Raw genomic sequence first — 21,759 nt, forward strand, 5'->3', positions numbered from 1 at the left:
GTGCCAAAAACAAACATCCATTTGTTCCGAAATAGCTATATGTTCCATAGCAACCAGAGGATGCCGCATGGTTGAACGCCGGGCTATACTTGCACTGCTTGCTACGGCGGCGGCCCTCCCCTTTGCGCGCCCTGCCCTTTCGGCCAGCAAGCCGCCGGCGCTGCGCGGCGCGCTCGATGCCTCCAGCATGAAGAAGAGCGACCTGCAGGCGATGATCGACACGGCGACCGGCAGCGATACGCCGCTTTACCTGCCGCCCGGAACCTACAAGGCGACCAATCTCGTGCTGCCCGACCGCACAAGGATCACCGGCGTTCCCGGCGCGTCGCGCATCGTCCATACCGGGCCGCTGAACTCTGCCGAAGGGGCGCGGCGGATCGAGCTTTCTGGCATCACGATCGAAAGCGGCGGCGGCACGGCGGAGGATCTGAACGGCGGGCTTCTGCAGCTGACGGGGATCGGCGCACTCTCGATCGACAATTGCGAGATCCGCGGCGGCACCAAGCACGGCCTGAGGCTGGAGCGCTGTGCCGGGCGGGTGGAGCGCTCGCGCTTTTCCGGCGCCGGACAGGCGGGCATCTTCGCCGTCAATTCGGCGGGACTGACGATCGACGGCAACACCGTGGCCGACTGCGGCAATGGCGGCATCCTGGTGCACCGCTCGGAGAAGGGCGAGGACAACAGCGTCGTCACCGGAAACCGCATCACCCGCATTCGCGCCGATGACGGCGGAACCGGTGAAAACGGCAATGGCATCAACGTGTTCCGCGCCGGCGGCGTGATGGTTGCCAACAACCATATTTCCGACTGTGCCTTCACCGCCATCCGCGCGAATTCCGGCGACAACGTGCAGATCAGCGCCAATCAATGCCTGCGCTCCGGCGAAACGGCGATCTATGTCGAGTTTGCGTTTCAGGGCGCTGTGGTCTCCGGAAACCTCGTCGACGGTGCCGCGAACGGCATCTCGATTGCCAATTTCAACGAGGGCGGCCGTCTCGTCAGCATAACCGGCAACGTCGTGCGCAATCTGAAGCTCAACGGACCCTACAAGCCCGACGTCGCCTTCGGCACCGGCATTGCCGCGGAAGCCGATACGGTGATCTCCGGCAACGTCATCGAAGGCGCGCCTTACTGGGCGCTGCAGCTCGGCTGGGGTCCCTATCTGCGCAATCTTGTGGTCACCGGAAACGTCATCCGGCAATCGGCCGTCGGCTGCGCCGTTTCGGTTGCCGACGGGGCGGGAACCGCGATCATTGCAGACAATGTCTTCGAGGCGATGAAGGATGGCGCGGTCTTCGGCTATGCCTGGGAGAAGAGGCAGACCGGCGAGCTCGCGAAGGCGGGCGCGGAGGCCTTTCCGCATCTGCAGATCGAGCGAAACCGCATCATCTGACGACATATCAAAAGCTTTCATCGGTCCATCAGCCACAGCCACTTTTCCGCAGGCAGCGGCGTTTATAGGGTCCGCGCGAAACCAGAGGGGATACCGACATGCTGAAGATCTACGGCGTTTACCGCTCCCGCGCCTCGCGCGTCTACTGGATGGCCGAGGAGCTCGGCATTCCGTTCGAATATGTCCCGGTTCTGCAGGTCTTCCGGATCGCCGATCCGGCTGCGGCCGGCACGCCGCTCCACACGCGCTCGCCCGAGTTCCTCGACGTCAATCCGATGGCGATGATCCCGAGCATCGAAGACGACGGGTTCGTCATGCACGAGTCGCTGGCGATCACCCAGTATCTCGCCAAGAAGCATGGCGGGGCGCTGGCGCCGAGGACGCTGCAGGAAGAGGCGCTGATCAGCATGTGGTCGATCTGGGCAACATCGGAAGTCGAAGTGCAGACGATCCAGATCGTCAAGACCTATGACAATGGGCTTGAGAATACCGAAGGCGGCAAGTCGGTGATCGCCGTTGCCGCCCGCCAGCTGAAACGGCCGCTCGACGTGCTGGAGCAGCATCTGTCCAGGAATGAATGGATCGCCACCGACCGCTTCACCGCCGCCGACCTCAACATCGCGGAAGTGCTGCGTTACGCGCAGACGGAAGAAGCGCTGTTTACCGCACGGCCGCATATCGACGCCTGGATCAAGCGCTGCCAGTCGCGCCCGGCTTACCTGAAGATGCAGGCCGGCCGCGCCGCCGAGCCCAGCTGATCAGGCAAACAGCGCTTCCGTTTCCTTCATCTCGAAACGGATCCACTCCTTGAACGCGCGGACCTTCTTCGGCTCGCGCGTGCCTTCCGCAGTGATGAAATAATGGCCGAAGCCGGTTCTGGCGCGGATGCCGAAGGGCGCCACGAGCTGGCCGGCCTGCAGCGAATAACCCGCCAGCGTCTGCCAGGCGAGCATCACCCCCTGCCCGGCGATCGCCGCATCGAGACAGAGCGAGGCGTCGTTGAACACATGCCGCGTCGTCAGCGTCGAGCCCGACAGGCCGGCCTCGCGCATCCAGACTTCCCATGAAAACATCGCCTTGCCGTCGATGATGGCGGGGAGTTTCAGGATATCCCGCGGCTCCCGGAGCCCTTCGGCGACGCGCGGCGCGCAGACGGGAAAGACCTCCTGCTGCAACAGCAGCTCCGCCCTGACGCCCGGCCACTGGCCGCTGCCGACGCGGATGCCGAGATCGACATCGGAGGCCGCCGGATTGACGAGCCTGGTCGTGGCATCGATGCGCAGATTGATATCGGGGAAATGCTCGGCAAAACGATCGAGCCGATAGACCAGCCAGCGCGCCGCAAAGACCGGCGCCACCGAAATCGTCAGCGTCGTCTCATCCTTCTTCTGCGCCATCGACACGGCTTCCGAGAGACGCGCCATGCCCTCGCTCAGCGCCGCCAGAACCGCCGCCCCGGCTTCGGTGACCACCATGCCCTTCGGCATACGCTCGAAGATCGCCCGCTCCAGCTGCGCCTCGGCCTTGATGACCTGCTGGCTGACGGCGCCGACGGATACGCCGAGCTCATCGGCCGCCAACTGCAACGAGCCGAGACGGCCAACCGCTTCCAGCGCCCGCAGGCCGTTCAGATGGACGGAGTTCAGGTTTCGCATATAGGTTTTCTATAGTGGGCGCCGCGTAATCTCAATTGAAAACGAGTGTGGGGAGCGCGATATTTCAGGCATCAAGATCGACCGGAACCAACTTTATGCGGGGCTTTGAACGTTGCCGCGCTGCCGTTCCGTTTTGCGAGGAAAGCGAGGATTACCATGTCGCTTCTGAAGTTTTTCTGGAATAAACTGGTTTCGGCTCCAGTAGCGCCTGATGATCCGCTGGCGCATTGCGAGATTGCGGCGATGTCGCAACGGGAGATCGCCGATTTGCCGCTGGGTTTTCCGAAGCCGAAGCCGACGCGGTTTGAGGTGGCGCGGCTGGCGCGGTGCGCGTGAGCTGACACGGTGGCGCTCTCACCCGGAGCCCCCTCGAAGGGTCGGATGAGGGGGCCGCGGGCGCCAAGTTATCGGTCCGCGAGATGCGTTCACCGTGATAGACTCTCCCACGCCGAAATGAGGGAGAACAACGCCATGCCCGAAACAATGGACAGCATCTTCACCCGCCTGATCCGGCTTGCCGAGGAAGCCGGGCTGCCCGGCGTCGAGCAGAGCACGACCTATGGCAATCCGGCGCTGAAGGTTGGCGGCAAGGCGTTTGTTTCGGTGAAGAACGACGAGACGCTGGTGCTGTCGATCGCCATTCCGGACAAGGAACAGCTGATCGAGATGGCGCCGGGGATCTATTTCCAGACGGATCACTACAAGGGCTGGCCGTCGCTGCCGGTCAGGGCGGCGGCGATCGGCGATGACGAGCTGCGCGGGCGGCTCGTCAATGCCTGGCTGTTCCGGGCGCCGAAGAAGCTGGCGGCGACCTACCGGGCTTAGGCCTGGTCTTTCGCCAATGCCGCCTTGACGGCCGGGCGTTCCAGCATGCGGGCATAATGGGCCGCGACCTTAGGGAAGCGGGCCATGTCGACGCCATCGCCGGGGAGCCACTTGGTCATGGTGAAGAGATAGCCGTCGGCGACGGTATACTGCTCGCCCATGGCCCAGGGGCCGGCGAACATCTTGTTCTCGATCATCTCAAAACTCTCGCCCATGGTCTGCGGCACCTTGGCGCTCATGTCGGCGATCGCGGCGGGATCATTGGCCCAGCGGGCGCCGCGGCGGCTATGGGCGTGATTCACATGCACGGTGGAGGAGAGATAGCTGTTGAAGGCCTGCAGGCGGGCGAATTCGAAGGGGTCGTCGAGCGGCGCGAGCTTTGCCTGCGGCACGGTCTGGGCGATATAGGCGAGGATGGCGATGGTTTCCGTCAGCACACCGCGATCGGTGACCAGCGCGGGGACGCGGCCCTTCGGATTGATCGCCAGATAGTCGGCCGCACGCTGCTCGTTGTCCTTGATGCTGAGCTTCTTCGGCTCATAGGCGAGACCCGCCTCCTCCAGCGCGATCAGGCTCGCGAGCGCGCATGTTCCCTGGGCGAAATACAATGTCAGCATGATCGTCTCCCTGTTTTGGGGAGACGTATAGCGTGGCGGCGAAGCGGCTGCCATGAGGAAATCGGACGCAGCCCCGACGCTCCCTCATCTCTGCGACATCCCGTGGGCATAGCCCTAAGGGCACAGAGATGAGGGAGCTGTGCGAGCCCTTACGCCGCCACCGCACACCCCGGCACATCTTCCAGCCGGTGCCAGACCGGGATGCCGCGTTCGCGGGCGATGCGGACGTCGTTGTCGGCGCCCTTGGAGTCACCCGGCAGGCGCAGCACGCCCTCGCAGAGTTCCAGCAGGCGGTGGGCGACGGGGTAGAAAATTTCCTCGTGCAGGGCGTCGCCGATCGTCTGACCGCCCGCGGCATGCCAGACCGGCAGCGCCACCCATTCGCCGATCATCGGCACATGGCCTGCCCGGAACAGCGCGTAGGACGGCTCTTCCAGCCGCTTCAGGTTGGCAGCCATCTTTGCCGGGTCGTCGCCCGTGCCAGACCGGTAGGGACCGGCAATCAAAATCAACATGATCAAAACTCCACAACTCCCGGCCTCATGCACGGGATCTCACGATAATGCGCGAACTTACTTGCTTGTCGAGTCATTTCAGGCAATATCGTGAGGTATCGTAAATTTCCGTGCAGGACCATGCTGACCACACAACGTAAATCCCTGATCCTCGACATCCTGCGCCGCGACGGCCAGGTGGTGGCCAAGCGCGTTGCCGAAGACTTCTCGCTGTCGGAGGATACGATCCGCCGCGACCTCCGGGAGATGGCGGCCGAGGGCTTGCTGAAGCGTGTGCATGGCGGGGCGCTTCCGGTCTCGCCGGATTTGCCGGATTTTTCCGCGCGTCGCGCCGTCACATCAGATGCCAAGCAGCGGCTGGGTGCGCTGGCAGCGGGAATGGTGAAGGCGGGGCAGCTGATCTTTCTCGACGGTGGCACGACGACGGCGGAGATTGCCCGGCGGCTGCCGCGCGACATCGCCTTCATCGTCGCCACCCACAGCCCGACGATCGCGGCCGAACTGGAGCATCATCCGACCGCCGAGGTGATCCTGACCGGCGGGCGGCTCTACAAGCATTCGATGGTGGCGACGGGGGCGGCGGCGATGAGCGCGATTTCGCAACTCAGGCCAGACATCTTCTTTCTCGGCGTTACCGCCGCGCACCCGGTTCACGGGTTGTCGACCGGGGATTTCGAGGAGGCGGCGATCAAGCGGCATATCGCCCGCTGCGCCGTCGAGACCTATGTGCTGCTGACGGAGGAGAAGCTCGATCTCGCCTCGCCCTGTCCGGTTCTCGGTATTGGTGAGGTTTCCGGGCTGATCGTGCCGGAGGGGATTGCGGAGGCGCGGCTTTCTCCCTACCGGGTGCTCAACGGCGCGATCCTCGTGGCATGAAGGGTTCGAGCAGCCGTTCCCGCAGCAGCGCCAGGTCCTGTGGCAGCAGCGTTGCGGCCAGGCCGGCGGCGAAGAGGCCGAGCACCGCATAGGCGGGCACCATGCTGCCGGTTCCGAGATCGAGGGCATTTTCCAGCGGCGCCTGAAGGCCGGCGATCGAGGATACAATCCAGGGCATGCCGATCAGGCGGGCGGGCGCGGCGGCGAAGCCCGGTGTTTGCGCCAGTGCCGTCAGCGCGCCATAGGCGGCGCAGAACCAGAGCAGCCCCTTGAGCCAGAGCCATTCCCCGAAAGGCACGGTGCGCCCTTCCTCGAACGGGATTGCCAGATAGGCGCAGAGGACATTGATGAACAGGAACGCCCCAGGCAGACTTTCGGCGACCATTTCCGGCCGCAGCATGCCTGTCCAGCCGGCCGCGAGGATGCCCGGGAAACCCGCCGAGGCATAGAACCAGAGCAGCGCCGCGGCGGCCCATGCCCATCCGGCCTTGAGATAGCGCAGCCGCGCCACGGTGCAGACCACCATGATCAGGCTCGCAAGCCCCATGCCGGCCGGCTTCATCGCGCCCGACATGGTGAGCACGATCGGCCCGCAGGAACCGGCCACTTCGGCGCAGCCGGACATGGCGACGATCGCCCAGGTGACGTAATCGAAACACATGGAAAAGAACAGGAAGACCGCGACTGCGATCAGCATCCACCAGAGATAGCGGCCTGCAAACATATCCTGCCCTCATGGCATAGAAGGAGTGGAACCTCGCGCCAATGTAGGACAAATTCCGGCGGCCGCACGCGCAGCCGCCGGAATTGGTTTAATCCATATTAGTGTTTGCTGATTTTTGTAAAGCTTATGTGCCGCAACGGTACGAGTCGTTAGGAAAACGCAGCCGTGGCGCGCACCTCGCCCACCACTGCGCCATTGCGATTGTGAATCGGACGGGTGGCGAGCGCCATCAATGCCGCATGCGTTTCGCCGCCCTTTTCGAAAAAGCGGGCGAGTGTGGCGGCAACCATGGCTTCGGCGGCGCGCGTCGTGCCGTCTTCGCATTTCAGTGCGACAGCAATCCCCTGCTCCGGAAGCGTGGCGCAGAAGACGCCTTCGGCACCGGTCTTGGCGAAGATCTTGCCGGGGGCGATCTGCATCAGCGCCGTGCAGGTGCCGCCGGTGCCGGAGACATAGAAGGGCTCGGCCATACAGGCTTCCATCAGCCGCTTCGAGGCGCGGGCGCGCAGCGGCTCAAGGCCATTGCCGGTCGTCATCTTGGCAAAGCCATGCGCCAGGCGCCTCAGCGGTACGGCATAGGTCGGGATGGCGCAGCCGTCGACCCCGCAATTGTCATGGGCGAGCACGGCGCCCGTCAGGCTTTCCATCGTGCCGCGGATTTCCCGCTGCAGCGGATGGTCGTAGCCGACATAGCCCTTGGTATCGATGCCCTGATGGACGCAGGTGCAGACGAAGCCGGAATGCTTGCCGGAGCAATTGTTGTGAAGCGCATTCGGCTTGTCGATCGTCCGGGCTTGATGGATCAGGGTCGCCTGGTTGCCCGACCAGTGGGTGCCGCATTCGAGCGCGCTCTCGTCACGCCCGGCGCGCGCCAGCATCGAGGCGGCGAGCTCGACATGCGCATCCTCGCCGTAATGCGAGGAGCAGGCGAGCGACAATTCGCTGTTGCCGAAACCAAAGGCATCCGCCGCGCCGCTTTCGACCAGCGGCAGCGCCTGCATCGCCTTGCAGGCCGAGCGCGGAAACACCGCCGCATCGGCATCACCCAGCGAAAAGACCACCTTGCCGTCCCCATCGACAGCAACCACCATGCCGCGATGACGGCTTTCGACGAGCGAACCACGGGTGACTTCGACGGTAACGGGATTGGACATGGGGGATTCCTGCGGCTGGTGTTTCGAGAGCAATAGCCATTTGCCGGAGCCTTGCCAACCGCTCAGTCAAAACCATGCTGCAAGCGGCCCAGCGCTGTGGTAGCGTCCCTGCAACAAGGAATTTCCGATGCCGAAACCACAACACCGGATTGCCGTCGAACTGCCGGAAGAGCTGGAGAGCAAGGTCGCCTCGCTTGCAGCCAGCACCGGCCGTTCGCAGGCCGAACTCGTGACCGAGGCGGTGGAGAGCTATATCGCCAACACGGCACGCTGGCAGCAGGACATGCAGGAGGCTCTTGATGGCATCGGCGATGGCGGCCATGACGGAGACGACGTCCTGAAGTGGCTCGACAGCTGGGGCACGGAACGCGAGCTTCCGCGCCCGGCCCTTCGTCCCGTCCGCTGATTTCCCGGCATGGAGCTTCGCTTCAGCCGCCAAGCGCTCGCAGATCTCGACGACCTCAAGCAGTGGCTTGGCCCACGCAGCCCGCAAGGACACAGAAGCGTTGCGGCCGCCCTTTCCCGCTGCATCCGCAAGCTGACCGACCATCTGGATGCCGGCGCCCGACCGCCATGCCTGACATTCGCGAGCTGATCGAGCCCCGCTACGGCTTCATCATTCCCTATACACAGCGCGGCGGCATCATCTGGATCCTGCGGGTCTACAGCGCGCGGCGATATCCGCTGAACCTCACCGAAATCAAACGCCCGCCGGATGCCTCATGACGGGCGCAATTGCGCCATCATGATCGGGAATATCATCCTATCGGCGCTGGTTGAGGGGCTTTGGCGTTCATGCGGTTTTTCAAGAGGCTGTTTCTGGCAATCGCGGTCATCTATCTGCTGCCGGCGATCGCGGCTGCCGGGTGGTGGGCGCTGAAGGAGCGGCCGCAGAGCTGGCGCGAGGCGAAGTGGACGTCGGCGGGCGTGCTGCCAAAGCCGGATGCCGACAGCGAGGCGGCGATCTACATTCTCTCCGCCTCGACGGGCGGGATGAAGGGTGCCGTCGCCAGCCATTCCTGGATCGTTACCAAGGGTGCGGGAGACACTGCCTATAACCGCTATGACAAGGTCGGCTGGGGCTCGCCGATCCGCCGCAACAACTATCAGCCGGATGCCTACTGGTATTCGAATACGCCCCATATCGTGCGGGCGCTGAAGGGACCGGAGGCGCAGGCGCTGATCCCCAGGGTCGAAGCGGCGATCCAGTCCTATCCCTATGCGGCGACCGGTGACTACCGCATCTATCCGGGACCGAACTCCAACAGCTTCGTCGCCCATGTGCTGCGCACCGTGCCCGAACTCGGCACCGTCCTGCCGCCCGATGCCGTCGGGCGCGATTTCCTCACCGATGGCCGTTTCTTCGAGATCGACCCCGATGGTCGCGACATGCATGCGACGCTCTACGGCCTGATCGGCTTTGCCGCGGGGGCGCGCAGCGGCTTCGAGGTGCATTTCATGGGGCTGGTCGCCGGCATCGACATCGCCAATCCGGGCGTGAAGATCCCGGCATTCGGGCGGGTGGGGATTTGATCTCAGTGCAGCGTCACGGCGGGATTGAACACCTGCCCCAAGAAGGAGCGCAGGACATCTCGCGAATGATCCGACGGGATGTTGTGGCCGCAATCGAAGATGCGGAGCTCGACCGGAACACCCGCGTCTGACAGCGCCTCGGAGAACATTTCTGCCTGTGTGACGGAGGCGCGGTCGTCATGCCTTCCATGCAGCAGCAATGTTTCCGCCTGGAATTTGTGGGCGTGATGGAGCGCCGAGCGGGCGCGGAAGGCGTCTTCCGACAGGCCGGCTTCGCGCTCGATCGCCTGACGCAGACCCGGCCATGCGGTGTCAAAAGCGGCTTTCAAATCATAGACGCCGCCGGAGAGGATGATGGCCCGCAGATCATCGACTTGGGCTGCGGCCATGGCCGATGCGACGGCACCGCGGCTGTGGCCGTAGAGCACGATGCGATGTGGATCGACGGTGGGTTGCTGGCGGAGAAATGACAGGGCGGCAATGATTGCCTGCTGGGTCTTCGGGCCGCAGAAATCAGGCGGGCCGTCCGATGCGCCGAAGCCCGGCTGGGAGACGGCGGCCGCCGTGATATCCAGTCTCGACGAGAAGCGGGCGAGCATGCCGGAATCGGCAGCTTCGCTGGCGCCGATCAGGCTGCCGCCCTGATTGCCGTGGACGAAAAGCAGTGCGCCTTTCGGCACCGGATTTGCCGGTTGCGCCTGGATGAGCTCGACGGTTGCCCCGTCTCCCCGGTCGATCAGATGCCGCGTTATCCTGGGCATGAAGGCTCCGCTTGATGAGTGCGCGCAAAAGTAGCGTCGCTTTCGCGAGTCGGCAATCACGCGCCGTCGCACCCCATCACACGAATTGACATCCCCATCACAAACTATCGTTTTCCGATCGCGCCTCGCGGGACTACAGGTAGCGCATCGGGAATCACGTTCATGCCATCTGCCTTCTCCGTCATCATCCGCGAACCGAAAATCCGCATTCCGGCGATCACGCTGGTTGCGCTCGCCTTCACCTATGCCTCGACGCTGCCCTATCAGTCGATCATCGGCATCAACGAGCTCGGCATGAGCGACGGTGCCTATTCGGCGCTGGTGTTCTTCTCGGCGCTTGCGAATGTCGCGACCAGCCTGACGCTGGGGATCTGGTCGGACCGGATGGCCGACAGGCGGCCGCTGGTGCTGATGCTTTCGGTCTGCGGCATGGTGGGCTTCGGCTCGGTCTTCATCTTTCACACGGCGCCGGTCTTCGTTCTCTGCGTGCTCCTGCTGATCCCGATGAGCAACTCGACCTATTCGATCCTGTTTGCCAGCATCCGCGCCACGACCAACCGGATGGACCGGGGTTTGGCGGGGTCGATCTCGTCGACGGTGCGGGCGCTCTATTCGGGATCTTGGGCGCTGGCGCCGGGGGTGATCGGGCTTTATCTGGCGACCGCGCAGTCGATGACGCCGGCCTATGGGATTGCCGGGGCGGCGAGCCTCACCTGCTTCCTTCTTTATTTCTTCTTTGCCGGGAAGACGCCGAAATCTTCCGGGCCGCTCTCGGAGGCGCCGGGTTTCCTGCCGTCGCTGAAGCGCATCCTGCAGCCCTATATCCTGAAGCGGATCATCGCCATGTCGCTGCTGCTCGGATTGCAGCGGCTGAACACCATGCTGTCGCCGCTGATCATCACCCATCCGGCGGGAGGTACCGTCGTCGATGTCGGCTTCATGGCGGGGCTGACGGCTTTTCTGGAAATGCCGTTCATGATGATGTGGGGGACGCTGCAGAAGCGCTTCCGCAACGTGCATATCCTCGCTGCCGGCAGCCTGATCTACTGCCTCTACCTGACACTTGCGGGTTTTGCCTCGGCGCCCTGGCACATCTACGCGCTGGTGGGGATCAATGCCTGCGGCGCCGCGGCGATCCTCAGCGTTCCCATCACCTATCTGCAGGACCTGATCGCCGACCGGCCGGGGCTCGGCAGTTCGCTGATCTCGGTCAGCGTCTTCATCAGCAACGGCGTGGCGGCGACGATCTTCGCGATCGGCACGACGCTGACGGATTATTCGGGAACGGCGCAGATCGCAGCATTCGCCGGTCTGGGCGCAATCGGCTTCCTGCTGTTCCTCGAAAGCAGCAAGCGGCAGCTGAGCCCTGCCTAGGCGCTGATCCGGTAGGCGCAGCGGCGGGCGCCGAGCAGGATGTGTTCGGAGCGCTCGACATCAGCGCCGAGCACGCTGCGGAAGGTCTCGATCTCCGAGCGGCAGAAGCCGGCGCAGACACTGGCGGCGGCACAGATCGGGCAGTGGTTTTCGACGAGCATGAAGGAGCCGTCTTCCTCCCGCCAGCAATCGGCCATGTAGCCCTCGCGGCTTCTGACAGCGGCGAGCTGTCTGACGCGCTCGGACAGTGCTGCGGCCGAGACGTCCTGCCGGTAGCGGGCAAGGGTTTCCGTTTCGCGGGCGGCGATGACGGCGTCGAGGGCGGCTGGGCCGAGCTGCGCCGTGATGATCGAGAGCAGGCCGGCGGTGAGTTCGGCATGGCCGTCGGGAAAGGTCTGGTGGCCTGCGGCGGTCAGCTGCCAGAGCTGTTTCGGGCGGCCGCGGCCGGCGCCCTGCTCCGTCACCGGTTCGGCAAGGCCCTCTTCGGCGAGCTTCGTCAGCTGCTGGCGGGCCGCCTCGGCAGAGATGCCGAGATGGCCGCCGACATCGGCGCCCAATTGCGGGCCTTCGGTCTTCAGCAGAAGCAGGATACGGTTGGCAGGCGATTGGCGCATTTATTTTTCCAAGTTCAGACTTGTTTTAATAACACAAGCATGCAATTTTCCAACTTATAAATTGGAAAATAATATCCGTCAGGGAAAACATCAAGGCATACAGGCATGACCAGCATCGATCAGGGCGCCGCCCCGAAATCCTCCGTCTTCCAGCTCTTCACTCCAGCCCTGCTTCCGGCGACGCTGATGCTCGGCGGCGGCGTGACGCTCTACGCCGTCGAGAGCTACATCATGGCGACGATCGCGCCGTCGATCGTGCGCGATATCGGTGGATTGCCGCTGCTCTCCTGGGTGACGACGCTTTATGTGGCGGCTGCGGTTCTCGGTTCGATTTCGGTTGCGATGCGGCCGCGGGGCATGGGGCTCAGGATCGCCTATGTGTTCGGCGCCGTGCTCTTCGGCGGCGGCAGCCTGATCTGCGCGGCGGCGCCCGCCATGGAAGTGGTGCTTGCGGGACGCGCCGTGCAGGGTTTCGGCGCCGGCATTCTGGCGGCGCTGGCCTATGCCTTCGTGCGCTTTGCCTTTCCCGAACATCTCTGGCCGAAAGCCTCGACGCTCTATGCGGCGATCTGGGGGATTGCGACGCTGCTTGGCCCCAGCGCCGGCGGGTTGTTTGCCGATGGCAGCAACTGGCGCCATGCCTTCATCATTCTCGTGCCGCTCGGCGTGCTGATGGCCGTGCTTGCGCCCTGGCTGCTGCCGAAGGCCCGGGACGACCGGGCGGAGAGCCGGATTCCCTTCGTGCAGATCGCCCTTCTGATCGGGGCCGTGCTTCTCGTCAGCATTGCCGGAACGCTGGAGCATACGGGCGGCAAGGCGCTGCTCGTGGCGCTCTCGGTGATCGCGATCGCGTTGATGCTGGTGATCGAGCGGCGGGGCAGGACGCGGCTGCTGCCGACGGGGGCGGTGACGCTCGTCAAGCCGGTCGCCCGCGTCTATCTCACCATGTTCACGCTGCTCGTGGTGCTGACCAGCGATATCTACATTCCCTATTTCCTGCAGGTCCTGCATGGCGTCACGCCGCTGATCTCCGGCTACCTGACGGCGCTGGTGGCGCTCGGCTGGACATTTGCCGCCTTTTTCAGCGGCAATCTGCGCGGACCCGCGGCCATCAAGGCGATCATCGCCGGATGCGTGATCGAGGCTCTCTCGACGGCGGCACTCGCGCTGCTTCTGGCGCGGGAAAACCATGCGGCCGACATCCTGATCCTCGCACCGGCGGCCTTCGCCATGCTGATGATGGGCTTCGGCGTCGGGCTCGGATGGGCACATCTCGTCACCAAGGTGCTGCAGCTGGTGCAGAATTCCGAACAGGACAAGGCATCGGCGGCGATCTCCACCGTACAGTCGCTCGGCAGCGCCTTCGGCGCAGCAATCGCCGGGGTGATCGCCAACAGCACCGGACTGGTGCATCCGGGCGGGGTCGAGGGCAATATTTCGGCGGCGCACTGGCTCTATGCGGCCATGGCCCTGCCGGGGATCGTGACGGTGGTTGCGGCGCTGTCGCTGAGGGACAAGAGGGGTTGAAGTCCCAACGTCGACCGTTGCAGATGCTCGGGACAGGCCCGAGCATGACGGCGGTGGGGAGTGGATGAAGCCTAGAGCTTCAGCATGATCTTGCCGATATGGGCACTGGTTTCCATGCGGCGGTGGGCCTCGACGACGTCTTCGAGGGCATAGACCTTGTCGATGACGGGTGAGACGCTTCCCGCCTCGAGCAGCGGCCAGACCTGCGAGAGGAGATCGTCGCGGATGGCGCGTTTTTCTTCTGCGGTGCGCGGGCGCATGGTCGAGCCCGTCACCGTCAGCCGCTTGACCATGATCGGCGTCAGATTGACCTTTTCGGCCATCGAGCCGCCGAGGAAGGCGATGATCGACAGGCAGCCGTCCTTGGCGAGCGAGGCGATATTCTTCTCGAAATAGGCCGCACCGATCATGTCGAGCACGACGTCGACGCCCTGCCCCGCGGTTTCCGCCTTGATGACCTCGGCGAAATCCTCCGTCTTGTAATTGATCGCTTTCGTCGCGCCGAGCTTGACGCAAGCGTCGCATTTGTCGGCCGAACCGGCGGTGGCATAAACCGTGGCGCCAAAAGCCTTGGCGAGCTGGATCGCCGTGGTGCCGATGCCGCTGGAGCCGCCGTGGATCAGCACGCTTTCGCCTTCGGTCAATCCGGCCATCTGGAAGAGATTGGCCCAGACGGTGAAGAAGGTTTCCGGCAGCGCGGCAGCCTTGACGGCATCGTAGCCCTTCGGGAAGGGCAGCGCCTGACCTGATGGCAGCAGGCAATATTCGGCATAGGCGCCGCCATTGGCGAGGCCGCAGACCTTGTCACCTATCGCGTAGCCGGTGACGCCGGGGCCGATCGCTACGACTTCGCCGGAGAGTTCGAGGCCGAGAATGGGGCTGGCGTCCTTCGGCGGCGGATAGGCGCCCTGGCGCTGCGCGACGTCGGGGCGGTTGACGCCAACGGCTTCGGTCTTCACCAGGATCTGCCCCTCGCCCGGAACCGGCAGCGGTCCGTTTGCGATCTTCATCGCATCGGGCGCACCGAAGCTTGGCAGATCGACGAAACGCATGGTCGACGGCAGGGGCATATCCGGTCTCCTCATTCCGAAAGCACAGGAGATAATTCAGCGCCGGATGCTTGAAAAGGCGAGAAGTAGCAAAGGCGTCAATTCGCCTCGCCCAGGAGATGGAAGACGAGACCGTCGAGGCTTTCCTTGGCCGCCGCCTTGACGTGAGCGATCTCGGTGCCGACGCGGTTGATATCGTCGATGACGAGGCCATCCGGCAGCTCGAGAACGCCGATCGAGCAGCGCATCAGCGGGAACAGTGCTTCGGCGCCGGAGCGGTCGTGGCCGCGGATGCTGCCCTTGGCGCGGTCATGGTCGGAATAGAGCGCCAGCACATCCTCGTGGAAATCGCTGATCAGGCGGTCGAGAATCTCGCTGAGTTCGGCCTGCGTCCAGCCAACGACGCCGATGAAGAAATCGTCGCCGCCGACATGGCCGAGGAAATGGCGCTCGGCGAAGAAGTAGCGGCGCATCAGCGCGGCAAACAGCGAGATCGCGTGGTCGCCGAGATGGAAGCCGTAGGCATCGTTGAACGGCTTGAAATTGTCGAAGTCGCAGTAGCAGAAGTGGCGCACGCCATCGCCGTCGCGGCCGGACTGGCGCATGAAATCGCGGATAGCGTGATTACCCGGCAGGCCCGTCAGCGGGTTCTGGTCCTGGGCGATCTTCAGCTGCTTTTCGTTGATGACCTTGATGAGCGCTGCGGCGGAGACGACGCCGGCATAGCGCATGTTATCCGTCAGGATCAGGCAGTTGCTGCCTTCCATATTGGCGAAGATCGACATCAACCGCTCGGCATCGCTGTCGAGGCTGACGATCGGGGCGATCTCGACGAATTCGGAGATCGGCCGCTCGTAGATCTTGTTCTTCAGCAGATCGCGGCCGAAGGGGTGGTAGATGTATTGCTTCAGGTGATGTTCGTGGATGATGCCGCGCGGTTCGCCATTGGCATTCAGAACCGGGAAGAAGCCCTGGCGCGGATTGCGGCGGAAGAGCTCGAACACCGTATCGATGCTGTCGTTCTCGAACACCGTCGGCAGCAGTTCGATCTGCTTGCGGATCAGGATTTCGTCGAGCGACTGGGTGTTGCGCTTGTTCTGCCCGAGTTCCTGCAGATGCGGAAAGGCCGGGACGAGCTCCGAAATATGCGTGGTCGGGCGGGCGATGAACCAGCCCTGGACGAGATCGACGCCATATTCGCGGCAGGCCAGGAACTCGGCCTCGGTCTCGATGCCCTCGGCGATGACACGGGTGCCGAGAACATGGGCGATGTTGACGATGTTCTTCAGGAGATGGCGCTTGCGCGGCTTGGTGTCGATATCGGCGACGAAGTGGCGGTCGATCTTCAGGTAATCGACGGCATAGTCGCAGAGCAGCTTCATCTCGCCATGACCGACGCCGAAATCATCGATCGCCAGCTTGAAGCCGGTGCGGCGCAGCTTGGAGACCAGCGCCTCGAATTCCGGCACACTGGTATTGTCGAAGCGCTCGGAGAATTCGAAGCAGACGGACGACGGCGGCAGGTTGGCGGCCTTCAGCTGCTGCAGCAAGTTTTCGATCAGCCGGTCGCCATGCGGGATCAGGCGGACGTCGAGATTGAGGAAGAGCGTCGATGTCGCGTAGTTGCCGAGCGTCGCGAACTTCGCCAGCGCGCGGCTGGCAACCATCTGCTCGAGCGGCAGAAGCTGGTTGGAGCGATAGGCCTCGTCGAGGATTTCGACCGGGGAATCGAAGCCGATCCGCTCCTGCCCGCGCATGAGGGATTCATAGCCGAATACCGTTCCGGTTCCGGCCTCTACGATCGGCTGGAAGGCGTTTTCTACGACAAGCTTTGCAAGCGTCACGATCTGATCGCTGGCATAGCGACGAACGACGCCGGGCGCGACGGCGGCAGTCAGAGACATGCCATTCTCCACTGTGAAGTCTTCTATTTCGCAGCGAAGATGGAGGAGAAGGGTCAACGAACCCTTTCCCCAATGTGAAAGTTTTGTGAAAGCTGCGGACGCCTGTGACGCCCGCCCCACAATTCAGATTCTTCTTATTTTATCAATCGCTTGACTAAGCCGTGCGGCGGCGGACCGCTTCATGATCGGCGAACATGTCGGCCACGCAACGGCCACTGCCAGCATGGCTTTCTCCAGCGAGAACCTCGTCCTTGTATTCGCCGAGCTTGCGGGCGGCATCCCAGAGGCGGAGCGCCTCGCGAACCACTTCGCTGCTCGATGCATAGCCGCCGCTATCGACGGCATCACGGATGCCTGCTGCCTGTACCGGTGATATGGAAACTGTGACCATCGGCATGAAATTCCTCCCTTCGTTTTGCCGGGCAGAACCTGCCCAACGGGGGACGCATGACCATTCTTGGCGTTTTGTCCGGCGGTCCATCGCCGGTGCCTTGGTATGCGTTAATTTTAGACCTGCGTCATATGCTTGTCAAAAAAAGAAATAATCCGTGATCGGGCCTGTGGATTACGGTCATAAACTTCGCCGCAGCGCCAGGCCGAAGGCGAGCATGGTCGAACCCTGCAGCAGGAGATCTGCGGCGAGGAAGAGGCCGAGGATCCAGAGGCTGTTGACCGGCCATCCAAGGGCGATGACGAAGCCCGCGAGCGCGGTGACCACGCCGCTCGCAACAATCCAGCCCCAGCCCTTCACCGGCTTCATGCGTCGGCCGATGAAGGCGCGGAAGACCCCGGCAATGACGAGCGCCACCGCAAGGAACAGCGTCAGTGCTGCCGAAGCGAGGATCGGGTTGATGAAGGCGAAGAGCCCGGCCAACACATAGAGCAGGCCGCTCAGTACCCAGAAGAGGATGTGGTCCCAACCCCTCACCTGAAAGGCATGGGCGAGATAGACGATGCCGCCCGCCAGCATCAGCATGCCGACATAATAGACCGAAGCGACGGTGGCGACGAAGATGTTTGCGAAAGCGATGACGCCGCAGATCATCAGCAGCACACCGAGACCGGCGAACCAGATCCATTTCGAATGCAGGGACGAAGACGGCATTCCCAAGACGCTTGCCATGACACACCTCCTGTGAGCGGGAGATATGTTGCACGATCCCCATCCGGAAAGACTTGACCTTCATCAAGACTTCGCAAGATTTTTATTGATTGGTCAGTCAATCAAAAATAAGGTGACCTCAACTTCGAGAAAGTTGAACGTCATGCCGAAGGTCGGAATGGAGCCGGTGCGCCGCAAGGCGCTTGTAGATGCTGCGCTGCGGGTGATCGGCGATCACGGCTCGCTGACTGTCACCATGTCCGAAATTGCCCGCAAGGCCGGTGTCTCCCCCGCGCTCGCGCACCACTATTTCGGCAGCAAGGAACAGCTGCTGATCGAGACGGTGCGCTCGCTTCTACGCCAGTTGCGCGACGACGCGGTGACAGCGCTGAAGGCGGCGCCTACGCCGCGCGAAAAGCTTTCGGCCGTCATCCGCGTCAGCTTCCAGGCCGACCAGTTTGCGCCCGAGACGATCGCCGCCTGGCTCGCCTTCTATGCCGAGGCGCAGAGCTCGGAAGAGACCCGCCGCTTCCTCGTCATCTACGCGCGCCGCCTGCGCTCCAACCTGCTCGCCAACCTGAAGGCGCTCTGCCCCGCCGATGCCGCAGAACGCATTGCCGAAGGCGCTGCGGCGATGATCGACGGCCTCTATATCCGCCAAAGTCTGAAATCGGCGCCCATCAGCATCGAGGCTTCGATCGGGCTGACGGAGGATTATGTGAACGCGCTTCTGGCGACCGCCACCCGTGCCGCCCCCTCATCCGGCCCTACGGGCCACTTTCTCCCCGAGGGGAGAAGGGACGAACACCACGAGCCCAAGGACAAACGACCATGAAAGCCCAGCCGAAAGCATCGCATTTCATCGACGGCGAGTATGTCGAGGATGACGCGGGCAGCGTGATCGAGAGCATCTATCCCGCAACCGGCGAAGTGATCGCCCGGCTGCATGCGGCAACACCCGATATCGTCGAGAAGGCGATCGCCGCAGCCAAGCGCGCCCAGCCGGAATGGGCGGCGATGAGCCCGACGGCGCGCGGCCGCATCCTGAAGCGGGCGGCCGAGATCATGCGTGAGCGCAACCGCGAACTCTCCGAGCTCGAGACGCTGGATACCGGCAAGCCGATCCAGGAAACCATCGTCGCCGACCCGACCTCGGGCGCCGACAGCTTCGAATTCTTCGGCGGCATCGCGGCGACGGCGCTGAACGGCTCCTACATCCCGCTCGGCGGCGACTTTGCCTATACCAAGCGCGTGCCGCTCGGCGTCTGTGTCGGCATCGGCGCCTGGAACTATCCGCAGCAGATCGCCTGCTGGAAGGGCGCCCCGGCACTGATCGCGGGCAATGCCATGGTTTTCAAGCCTTCCGAGAATACGCCGCTCGGCGCGCTTGCCATCGCCGAAATCCTGCATGAGGCCGGCCTGCCGAAGGGGCTCTACAACGTCATCCAGGGCGATCGCGAGACCGGGCCGCTGCTCGTCAACCATCCAGATGTCGCCAAGGTTTCGCTGACGGGATCGGTGCCGACGGGCCGCCGCGTTGCGGCTGCGGCTGCCAGCCACCTGAAGCATGTGACGATGGAGCTCGGCGGCAAGTCGCCGCTGATCATCTTCGACGACGCCGATATCGACAGCGCCATCGGCGGCGCGATGCTCGGCAATTTCTATTCGACCGGACAGGTCTGCTCCAACGGCACGCGCGTCTTCGTGCAGAAGAAGATCAAGGGCGAATTCCTGAAGCGGCTGAAGAGCCGCACCGAGGCGATGGTGATCGGCGATCCGATGGACGAGGCAACGCAGATCGGCCCGATGGTTTCCTGGGCGCAGCGCCAGAAGGTTCTCGAGTATATCGAGAAGGGCAAGGCCGAGGGCGCAACGCTGCTGACCGGCGGCGGCATTCCGAACAATGTGGCGGGCGAAGGCTATTACGTGCAGCCGACCGTGTTTGCCGACGTTACCGACGAGATGACCATCGCCCGCGAGGAGATCTTCGGGCCGGTCATGTGCGTGCTCGATTTCGACGACGAGGCCGAGGTGATCGGCCGCGCCAATGCCACCGAATTCGGCCTCTCGGGCGGCGTCTTCACCGCCGACATGACCCGCGCCCACCGCGTCGTCGATCTGCTGGAAGCCGGCACATTGTGGATCAACACCTACAATCTCTGCCCGGTCGAAATCCCCTTCGGCGGCTCCAAGCAATCCGGCTTCGGCCGCGAAAACTCGGCAGCGGCGCTGGAGCACTATTCCGAACTGAAGACCGTCTATGTCGGCATGGGGCCGGTGCAGGCGCCTTATTGAGACGCTGAAATTAAAAGAGACCCCTCCCCAACCCCTCCCCACAAGGGGGAGGGGCTAGCTTGCAGCAACCGGTCTGCCCTGAAGCGGGCTGAAACAGCGCAGCGAATTAAGCCCCTCCCCCTTGTGGGGAGGGGTTTGGGGCGGGGTCTTGAAACCACACGCTGAAACCCATCGAGATCCACCATGCAGCAAGCAGATTTCGTCATCATCGGCTCCGGCTCGGCAGGCTCCGCCCTTGCCTATCGTCTCTCCGAAGACGGCAAGAATACCGTCATCGTCATCGAGGCCGGCGGTTCGGATTTCGGGCCGTTCATCCAGATGCCGGCAGCGCTTGCCTGGCCGATGAGCATGAAGCGCTATAACTGGGGCTATCTCTCCGAGCCCGAGCCCAATCTCAACAACCGGCAGATCACCGCGCCGCGCGGCAAGGTGATCGGCGGTTCGTCGTCGATCAACGGCATGGTCTATGTTCGCGGCCACGCCGAGGATTATAACCGCTGGGAAGAGCTCGGCGCGCAGGGCTGGGCCTATTCCGACGTGCTGCCCTATTTCAAGCGCATGGAACACAGCCATGGCGGCGAAGAGGGCTGGCGCGGCACCGACGGGCCGCTGCATGTGCAGCGCGGCGTCTTCCGCAACCCGCTGTTCCAGGCCTTCGTCGAGGCCGGCAAGCAGGCGGGTTTCGAGACGACGGAGGATTACAACGGCTCGAAGCAGGAAGGCTTCGGGCTGATGGAGCAGACGATCTTCGGCGGCCGCCGCTGGTCTGCGGCATCGGCCTATCTAAAGCCGGCGCTGAAGCGGCCGAACGTCTCGATCGTCTATGGTCTCGCCCGCAAGGTGGTCATCGAGAACGGCCGGGCCGTCGGCGTCGAGATCGAGCGCGGCAGCAGCGTCGAGGTGATCAAGGCGAACCGCGAGGTGATCGTCTCGGCCTCCTCCTTCAATTCGCCGAAGCTCTTGATGCTCTCGGGCATCGGCCCGGGCGCGCATCTGCAGGAGATGGGCATCGAGGTGAAGGCCGACCGGCCGGGCGTCGGCGCCAACCTGCAGGACCATATGGAATTCTATTTCCAGCAGGTCTCGACCAAGCCGGTATCGCTCTATTCCTGGCTGCCGTGGTTCTGGCAGGGGGTCGCCGGTGCGCAGTGGATGTTCACCAAGTCGGGCCTCGGCACCTCGAACCAGTTCGAGGCCTGCGCCTTCCTGCGCTCGGCGCCTGGGATCAAGCAGCCCGATATCCAGTATCACTTCCTGCCGGTCGCCATCAGCTATGACGGCAAGGCGGCGGCCAAGAGCCATGGCTTCCAGGTGCATGTCGGCTACAATCTCTCGAAGTCGCGCGGCAATGTCACGCTACGCTCGTCCGACCCGAAGGCCGATCCGGTCATCCGCTTCAACTATATGAGCCATCCGGAGGATTGGGAGAAGTTCCGCCACTGCGTGCGCCTCACCCGCGAGATCTTCGGCCAGCAGGCTTTCGACCAGTATCGCGGACCGGAGATCCAGCCGGGCGAAAAAGTGCAGAGCGACGACGAGATCGACGCCTTCCTGCGAGAGCACCTGGAAAGCGCCTACCACCCCTGCGGCACCTGCAAGATGGGCGCTAGCAACGACCCGATGGCCGTCGTCGACCCGGAAACCCGGGTCATCGGCGTCGACAACCTGCGCGTCGCCGATAGCTCGATCTTCCCGCATGTGACCTACGGCAACCTCAACGGCCCGTCGATCATGACCGGGGAGAAGGCTGCGGATCATATCCTCGGCAAGCAGCCGCTGCCGCGGTCGAACCAGGAACCATGGGTCAACCCGCGCTGGGCGGTGAGCGACCGGTAAAGGGG

Annotated in this window: 24 protein-coding genes; 13 read left to right on the forward strand and 11 right to left on the reverse strand. The window is 63.5% G+C overall.

Annotation, left to right across the window (positions count from 1 at the left end):
- The first annotated feature begins 67 nt into the window (after positions 1-67).
- Together F2982_RS04635 and F2982_RS04640 are read left to right on the forward strand one after the other, a co-directional pair.
- Entirely contained in the window at positions 68-1,393 is a 1,326-nt protein-coding gene (locus F2982_RS04635; protein WP_203429389.1) for a TIGR03808 family TAT-translocated repetitive protein, read from the forward strand.
- 98 nt (positions 1,394-1,491) lie between these two features.
- On the forward strand, positions 1,492-2,151 hold the full coding sequence (locus tag F2982_RS04640) for a glutathione S-transferase family protein (protein ID WP_203429390.1): 660 nt from the start codon (positions 1,492-1,494) through the stop codon (positions 2,149-2,151).
- Here F2982_RS04640 and F2982_RS04645 read toward each other — a convergent pair whose 3' ends face one another.
- Complete coding sequence (locus F2982_RS04645) at positions 2,152-3,048, reverse strand: LysR substrate-binding domain-containing protein (protein WP_203429391.1); 897 nt, start codon at positions 3,046-3,048, stop codon at positions 2,152-2,154.
- A 156-nt stretch (positions 3,049-3,204) separates the two neighbouring features.
- Between F2982_RS04645 and F2982_RS04650 the strand changes: the two genes are divergently transcribed.
- Together F2982_RS04650 and F2982_RS04655 are read left to right on the forward strand one after the other, a co-directional pair.
- Complete coding sequence (locus F2982_RS04650; protein ID WP_203429392.1) at positions 3,205-3,384, forward strand: hypothetical protein; 180 nt, start codon at positions 3,205-3,207, stop codon at positions 3,382-3,384.
- A gap of 135 nt (positions 3,385-3,519) precedes the next feature.
- Positions 3,520-3,873: an MmcQ/YjbR family DNA-binding protein gene (locus F2982_RS04655; protein WP_203429393.1), complete on the forward strand. Its 354-nt coding sequence runs from the start codon at positions 3,520-3,522 to the stop codon at positions 3,871-3,873.
- Here F2982_RS04655 and F2982_RS04660 read toward each other — a convergent pair.
- On the reverse strand, positions 3,870-4,490 hold the full coding sequence (locus F2982_RS04660) for a glutathione S-transferase N-terminal domain-containing protein (protein WP_203429394.1): 621 nt from the start codon (positions 4,488-4,490) through the stop codon (positions 3,870-3,872). The two genes, F2982_RS04655 and F2982_RS04660, sit on opposite strands and share 4 nt — an antisense overlap.
- A gap of 149 nt (positions 4,491-4,639) precedes the next feature.
- Complete coding sequence (locus F2982_RS04665) at positions 4,640-5,005, reverse strand: DUF4406 domain-containing protein (protein WP_203429395.1); 366 nt, start codon at positions 5,003-5,005, stop codon at positions 4,640-4,642.
- Between the two features lie 120 nt (positions 5,006-5,125).
- Between F2982_RS04665 and F2982_RS04670 the strand changes: the two genes are divergently transcribed.
- Positions 5,126-5,881, forward strand: coding sequence for a DeoR/GlpR family DNA-binding transcription regulator (locus F2982_RS04670; protein WP_203429396.1), 756 nt, complete (start codon positions 5,126-5,128; stop codon positions 5,879-5,881).
- Here the strand turns inward: F2982_RS04670 and F2982_RS04675 are convergent.
- Together F2982_RS04675 and F2982_RS04680 are read right to left on the reverse strand one after the other, a co-directional pair.
- Positions 5,856-6,605, reverse strand: a complete 750-nt coding sequence (locus F2982_RS04675) for a hypothetical protein (protein ID WP_203429397.1) — start codon at positions 6,603-6,605, stop codon at positions 5,856-5,858. The genes F2982_RS04670 and F2982_RS04675 overlap by 26 nt on opposite strands.
- A gap of 149 nt (positions 6,606-6,754) precedes the next feature.
- Positions 6,755-7,759, reverse strand: a complete 1,005-nt coding sequence (locus F2982_RS04680; RefSeq protein ID WP_203429398.1) for an asparaginase — start codon at positions 7,757-7,759, stop codon at positions 6,755-6,757.
- A gap of 127 nt (positions 7,760-7,886) precedes the next feature.
- Between F2982_RS04680 and F2982_RS04685 the strand changes: the two genes are divergently transcribed.
- The 3 genes from F2982_RS04685 (at position 7,887) to F2982_RS04700 (ending at position 9,292) form a co-directional block, all read left to right on the forward strand.
- On the forward strand, positions 7,887-8,165 hold the full coding sequence (locus F2982_RS04685; protein ID WP_112719249.1) for a ribbon-helix-helix protein, CopG family: 279 nt from the start codon (positions 7,887-7,889) through the stop codon (positions 8,163-8,165).
- A 167-nt stretch (positions 8,166-8,332) separates the two neighbouring features.
- Positions 8,333-8,485, forward strand: a complete 153-nt coding sequence (locus F2982_RS04695) for a hypothetical protein (protein ID WP_203429400.1) — start codon at positions 8,333-8,335, stop codon at positions 8,483-8,485.
- 69 nt (positions 8,486-8,554) lie between these two features.
- Positions 8,555-9,292, forward strand: coding sequence for a DUF3750 domain-containing protein (locus tag F2982_RS04700; RefSeq protein ID WP_203429401.1), 738 nt, complete (start codon positions 8,555-8,557; stop codon positions 9,290-9,292).
- A 2-nt stretch (positions 9,293-9,294) separates the two neighbouring features.
- Here F2982_RS04700 and F2982_RS04705 read toward each other — a convergent pair whose 3' ends face one another.
- Positions 9,295-10,053 (reverse strand): alpha/beta fold hydrolase, encoded by a 759-nt coding sequence (locus tag F2982_RS04705; protein ID WP_203429402.1) that lies wholly within the window; start codon positions 10,051-10,053, stop codon positions 9,295-9,297.
- Between the two features lie 162 nt (positions 10,054-10,215).
- Here F2982_RS04705 and F2982_RS04710 point away from each other — a divergent pair, with 162 nt between their 5' ends.
- Positions 10,216-11,427, forward strand: coding sequence for an MFS transporter (locus tag F2982_RS04710; RefSeq protein ID WP_203429403.1), 1,212 nt, complete (start codon positions 10,216-10,218; stop codon positions 11,425-11,427).
- Here F2982_RS04710 and F2982_RS04715 read toward each other — a convergent pair.
- Positions 11,424-12,041: a metalloregulator ArsR/SmtB family transcription factor gene (locus tag F2982_RS04715; protein WP_203429404.1), complete on the reverse strand. Its 618-nt coding sequence runs from the start codon at positions 12,039-12,041 to the stop codon at positions 11,424-11,426. The two genes, F2982_RS04710 and F2982_RS04715, sit on opposite strands and share 4 nt — an antisense overlap.
- A gap of 105 nt (positions 12,042-12,146) precedes the next feature.
- On the opposite strand from F2982_RS04715, the gene F2982_RS04720 reads away from it, so the two are divergent.
- Positions 12,147-13,568 (forward strand): MFS transporter, encoded by a 1,422-nt coding sequence (locus F2982_RS04720; RefSeq protein ID WP_203429405.1) that lies wholly within the window; start codon positions 12,147-12,149, stop codon positions 13,566-13,568.
- Positions 13,569-13,639: 71 nt separating this feature from the next.
- On the opposite strand, the gene F2982_RS04725 is transcribed toward F2982_RS04720, so the two are convergent.
- From F2982_RS04725 to F2982_RS04740, 4 genes are all read right to left on the reverse strand, one after another.
- Entirely contained in the window at positions 13,640-14,638 is a 999-nt protein-coding gene (locus F2982_RS04725) for an NAD(P)H-quinone oxidoreductase (protein ID WP_203429406.1), read from the reverse strand.
- A gap of 77 nt (positions 14,639-14,715) precedes the next feature.
- Complete coding sequence (locus tag F2982_RS04730; RefSeq protein ID WP_203429407.1) at positions 14,716-16,521, reverse strand: EAL domain-containing protein; 1,806 nt, start codon at positions 16,519-16,521, stop codon at positions 14,716-14,718.
- Between the two features lie 154 nt (positions 16,522-16,675).
- Positions 16,676-16,918, reverse strand: coding sequence for a type II toxin-antitoxin system ParD family antitoxin (locus tag F2982_RS04735; protein ID WP_203429408.1), 243 nt, complete (start codon positions 16,916-16,918; stop codon positions 16,676-16,678).
- A 174-nt stretch (positions 16,919-17,092) separates the two neighbouring features.
- The gene (locus F2982_RS04740; RefSeq protein WP_203429409.1) at positions 17,093-17,644 is read right to left on the reverse strand and encodes an HdeD family acid-resistance protein; all 552 of its coding nucleotides are present in this window, start codon (positions 17,642-17,644) and stop codon (positions 17,093-17,095) included.
- 142 nt (positions 17,645-17,786) lie between these two features.
- Here F2982_RS04740 and betI point away from each other — a divergent pair, with 142 nt between their 5' ends.
- The 3 genes from betI (at position 17,787) to betA (ending at position 21,754) form a co-directional block, all read left to right on the forward strand.
- Complete coding sequence (gene betI, locus F2982_RS04745) at positions 17,787-18,458, forward strand: transcriptional regulator BetI (RefSeq protein ID WP_203429410.1); 672 nt, start codon at positions 17,787-17,789, stop codon at positions 18,456-18,458.
- Positions 18,455-19,918: a betaine-aldehyde dehydrogenase gene (gene betB, locus F2982_RS04750; RefSeq protein WP_203429411.1), complete on the forward strand. Its 1,464-nt coding sequence runs from the start codon at positions 18,455-18,457 to the stop codon at positions 19,916-19,918. Before betI ends, betB begins: the two co-directional genes overlap by 4 nt.
- Positions 19,919-20,101: 183 nt before the next feature.
- A complete protein-coding gene (gene betA / locus F2982_RS04755) occupies positions 20,102-21,754 on the forward strand; it encodes a choline dehydrogenase (RefSeq protein ID WP_203429412.1) in 1,653 nt (550 codons plus the stop codon).
- Positions 21,755-21,759: the final 5 nt, after the last annotated feature.

It is taken from the genome of Rhizobium sp. BG4, assembly GCF_016864575.1.
Taxonomy (GTDB): domain Bacteria; phylum Pseudomonadota; class Alphaproteobacteria; order Rhizobiales; family Rhizobiaceae; genus Rhizobium.

Bases quoted from the DNA above. Each gene is read 5' to 3' on its own strand.
- F2982_RS04635 (WP_203429389.1), top strand. From the start codon at position 68: ATGGTTGAACGCCGGGCTATACTTGCACTGCTTGCTACGGCGGCGGCC.
- F2982_RS04640 (WP_203429390.1), top strand. From the start codon at position 1,492: ATGCTGAAGATCTACGGCGTTTACCGCTCCCGCGCCTCGCGCGTCTAC.
- F2982_RS04645 (WP_203429391.1), bottom strand. From the start codon at position 3,048: ATGCGAAACCTGAACTCCGTCCATCTGAACGGCCTGCGGGCGCTGGAA.
- F2982_RS04650 (WP_203429392.1), top strand. From the start codon at position 3,205: ATGTCGCTTCTGAAGTTTTTCTGGAATAAACTGGTTTCGGCTCCAGTA.
- F2982_RS04655 (WP_203429393.1), top strand. From the start codon at position 3,520: ATGCCCGAAACAATGGACAGCATCTTCACCCGCCTGATCCGGCTTGCC.
- F2982_RS04660 (WP_203429394.1), bottom strand. From the start codon at position 4,490: ATGCTGACATTGTATTTCGCCCAGGGAACATGCGCGCTCGCGAGCCTG.
- F2982_RS04665 (WP_203429395.1), bottom strand. From the start codon at position 5,005: ATGTTGATTTTGATTGCCGGTCCCTACCGGTCTGGCACGGGCGACGAC.
- F2982_RS04670 (WP_203429396.1), top strand. From the start codon at position 5,126: ATGCTGACCACACAACGTAAATCCCTGATCCTCGACATCCTGCGCCGC.
- F2982_RS04675 (WP_203429397.1), bottom strand. From the start codon at position 6,605: ATGTTTGCAGGCCGCTATCTCTGGTGGATGCTGATCGCAGTCGCGGTC.
- F2982_RS04680 (WP_203429398.1), bottom strand. From the start codon at position 7,759: ATGTCCAATCCCGTTACCGTCGAAGTCACCCGTGGTTCGCTCGTCGAA.
- F2982_RS04685 (WP_112719249.1), top strand. From the start codon at position 7,887: ATGCCGAAACCACAACACCGGATTGCCGTCGAACTGCCGGAAGAGCTG.
- F2982_RS04695 (WP_203429400.1), top strand. From the start codon at position 8,333: ATGCCTGACATTCGCGAGCTGATCGAGCCCCGCTACGGCTTCATCATT.
- F2982_RS04700 (WP_203429401.1), top strand. From the start codon at position 8,555: ATGCGGTTTTTCAAGAGGCTGTTTCTGGCAATCGCGGTCATCTATCTG.
- F2982_RS04705 (WP_203429402.1), bottom strand. From the start codon at position 10,053: ATGCCCAGGATAACGCGGCATCTGATCGACCGGGGAGACGGGGCAACC.
- F2982_RS04710 (WP_203429403.1), top strand. From the start codon at position 10,216: ATGCCATCTGCCTTCTCCGTCATCATCCGCGAACCGAAAATCCGCATT.
- F2982_RS04715 (WP_203429404.1), bottom strand. From the start codon at position 12,041: ATGCGCCAATCGCCTGCCAACCGTATCCTGCTTCTGCTGAAGACCGAA.
- F2982_RS04720 (WP_203429405.1), top strand. From the start codon at position 12,147: ATGACCAGCATCGATCAGGGCGCCGCCCCGAAATCCTCCGTCTTCCAG.
- F2982_RS04725 (WP_203429406.1), bottom strand. From the start codon at position 14,638: ATGCCCCTGCCGTCGACCATGCGTTTCGTCGATCTGCCAAGCTTCGGT.
- F2982_RS04730 (WP_203429407.1), bottom strand. From the start codon at position 16,521: ATGTCTCTGACTGCCGCCGTCGCGCCCGGCGTCGTTCGTCGCTATGCC.
- F2982_RS04735 (WP_203429408.1), bottom strand. From the start codon at position 16,918: ATGCCGATGGTCACAGTTTCCATATCACCGGTACAGGCAGCAGGCATC.
- F2982_RS04740 (WP_203429409.1), bottom strand. From the start codon at position 17,644: ATGGCAAGCGTCTTGGGAATGCCGTCTTCGTCCCTGCATTCGAAATGG.
- betI (WP_203429410.1), top strand. From the start codon at position 17,787: ATGCCGAAGGTCGGAATGGAGCCGGTGCGCCGCAAGGCGCTTGTAGAT.
- betB (WP_203429411.1), top strand. From the start codon at position 18,455: ATGAAAGCCCAGCCGAAAGCATCGCATTTCATCGACGGCGAGTATGTC.
- betA (WP_203429412.1), top strand. From the start codon at position 20,102: ATGCAGCAAGCAGATTTCGTCATCATCGGCTCCGGCTCGGCAGGCTCC.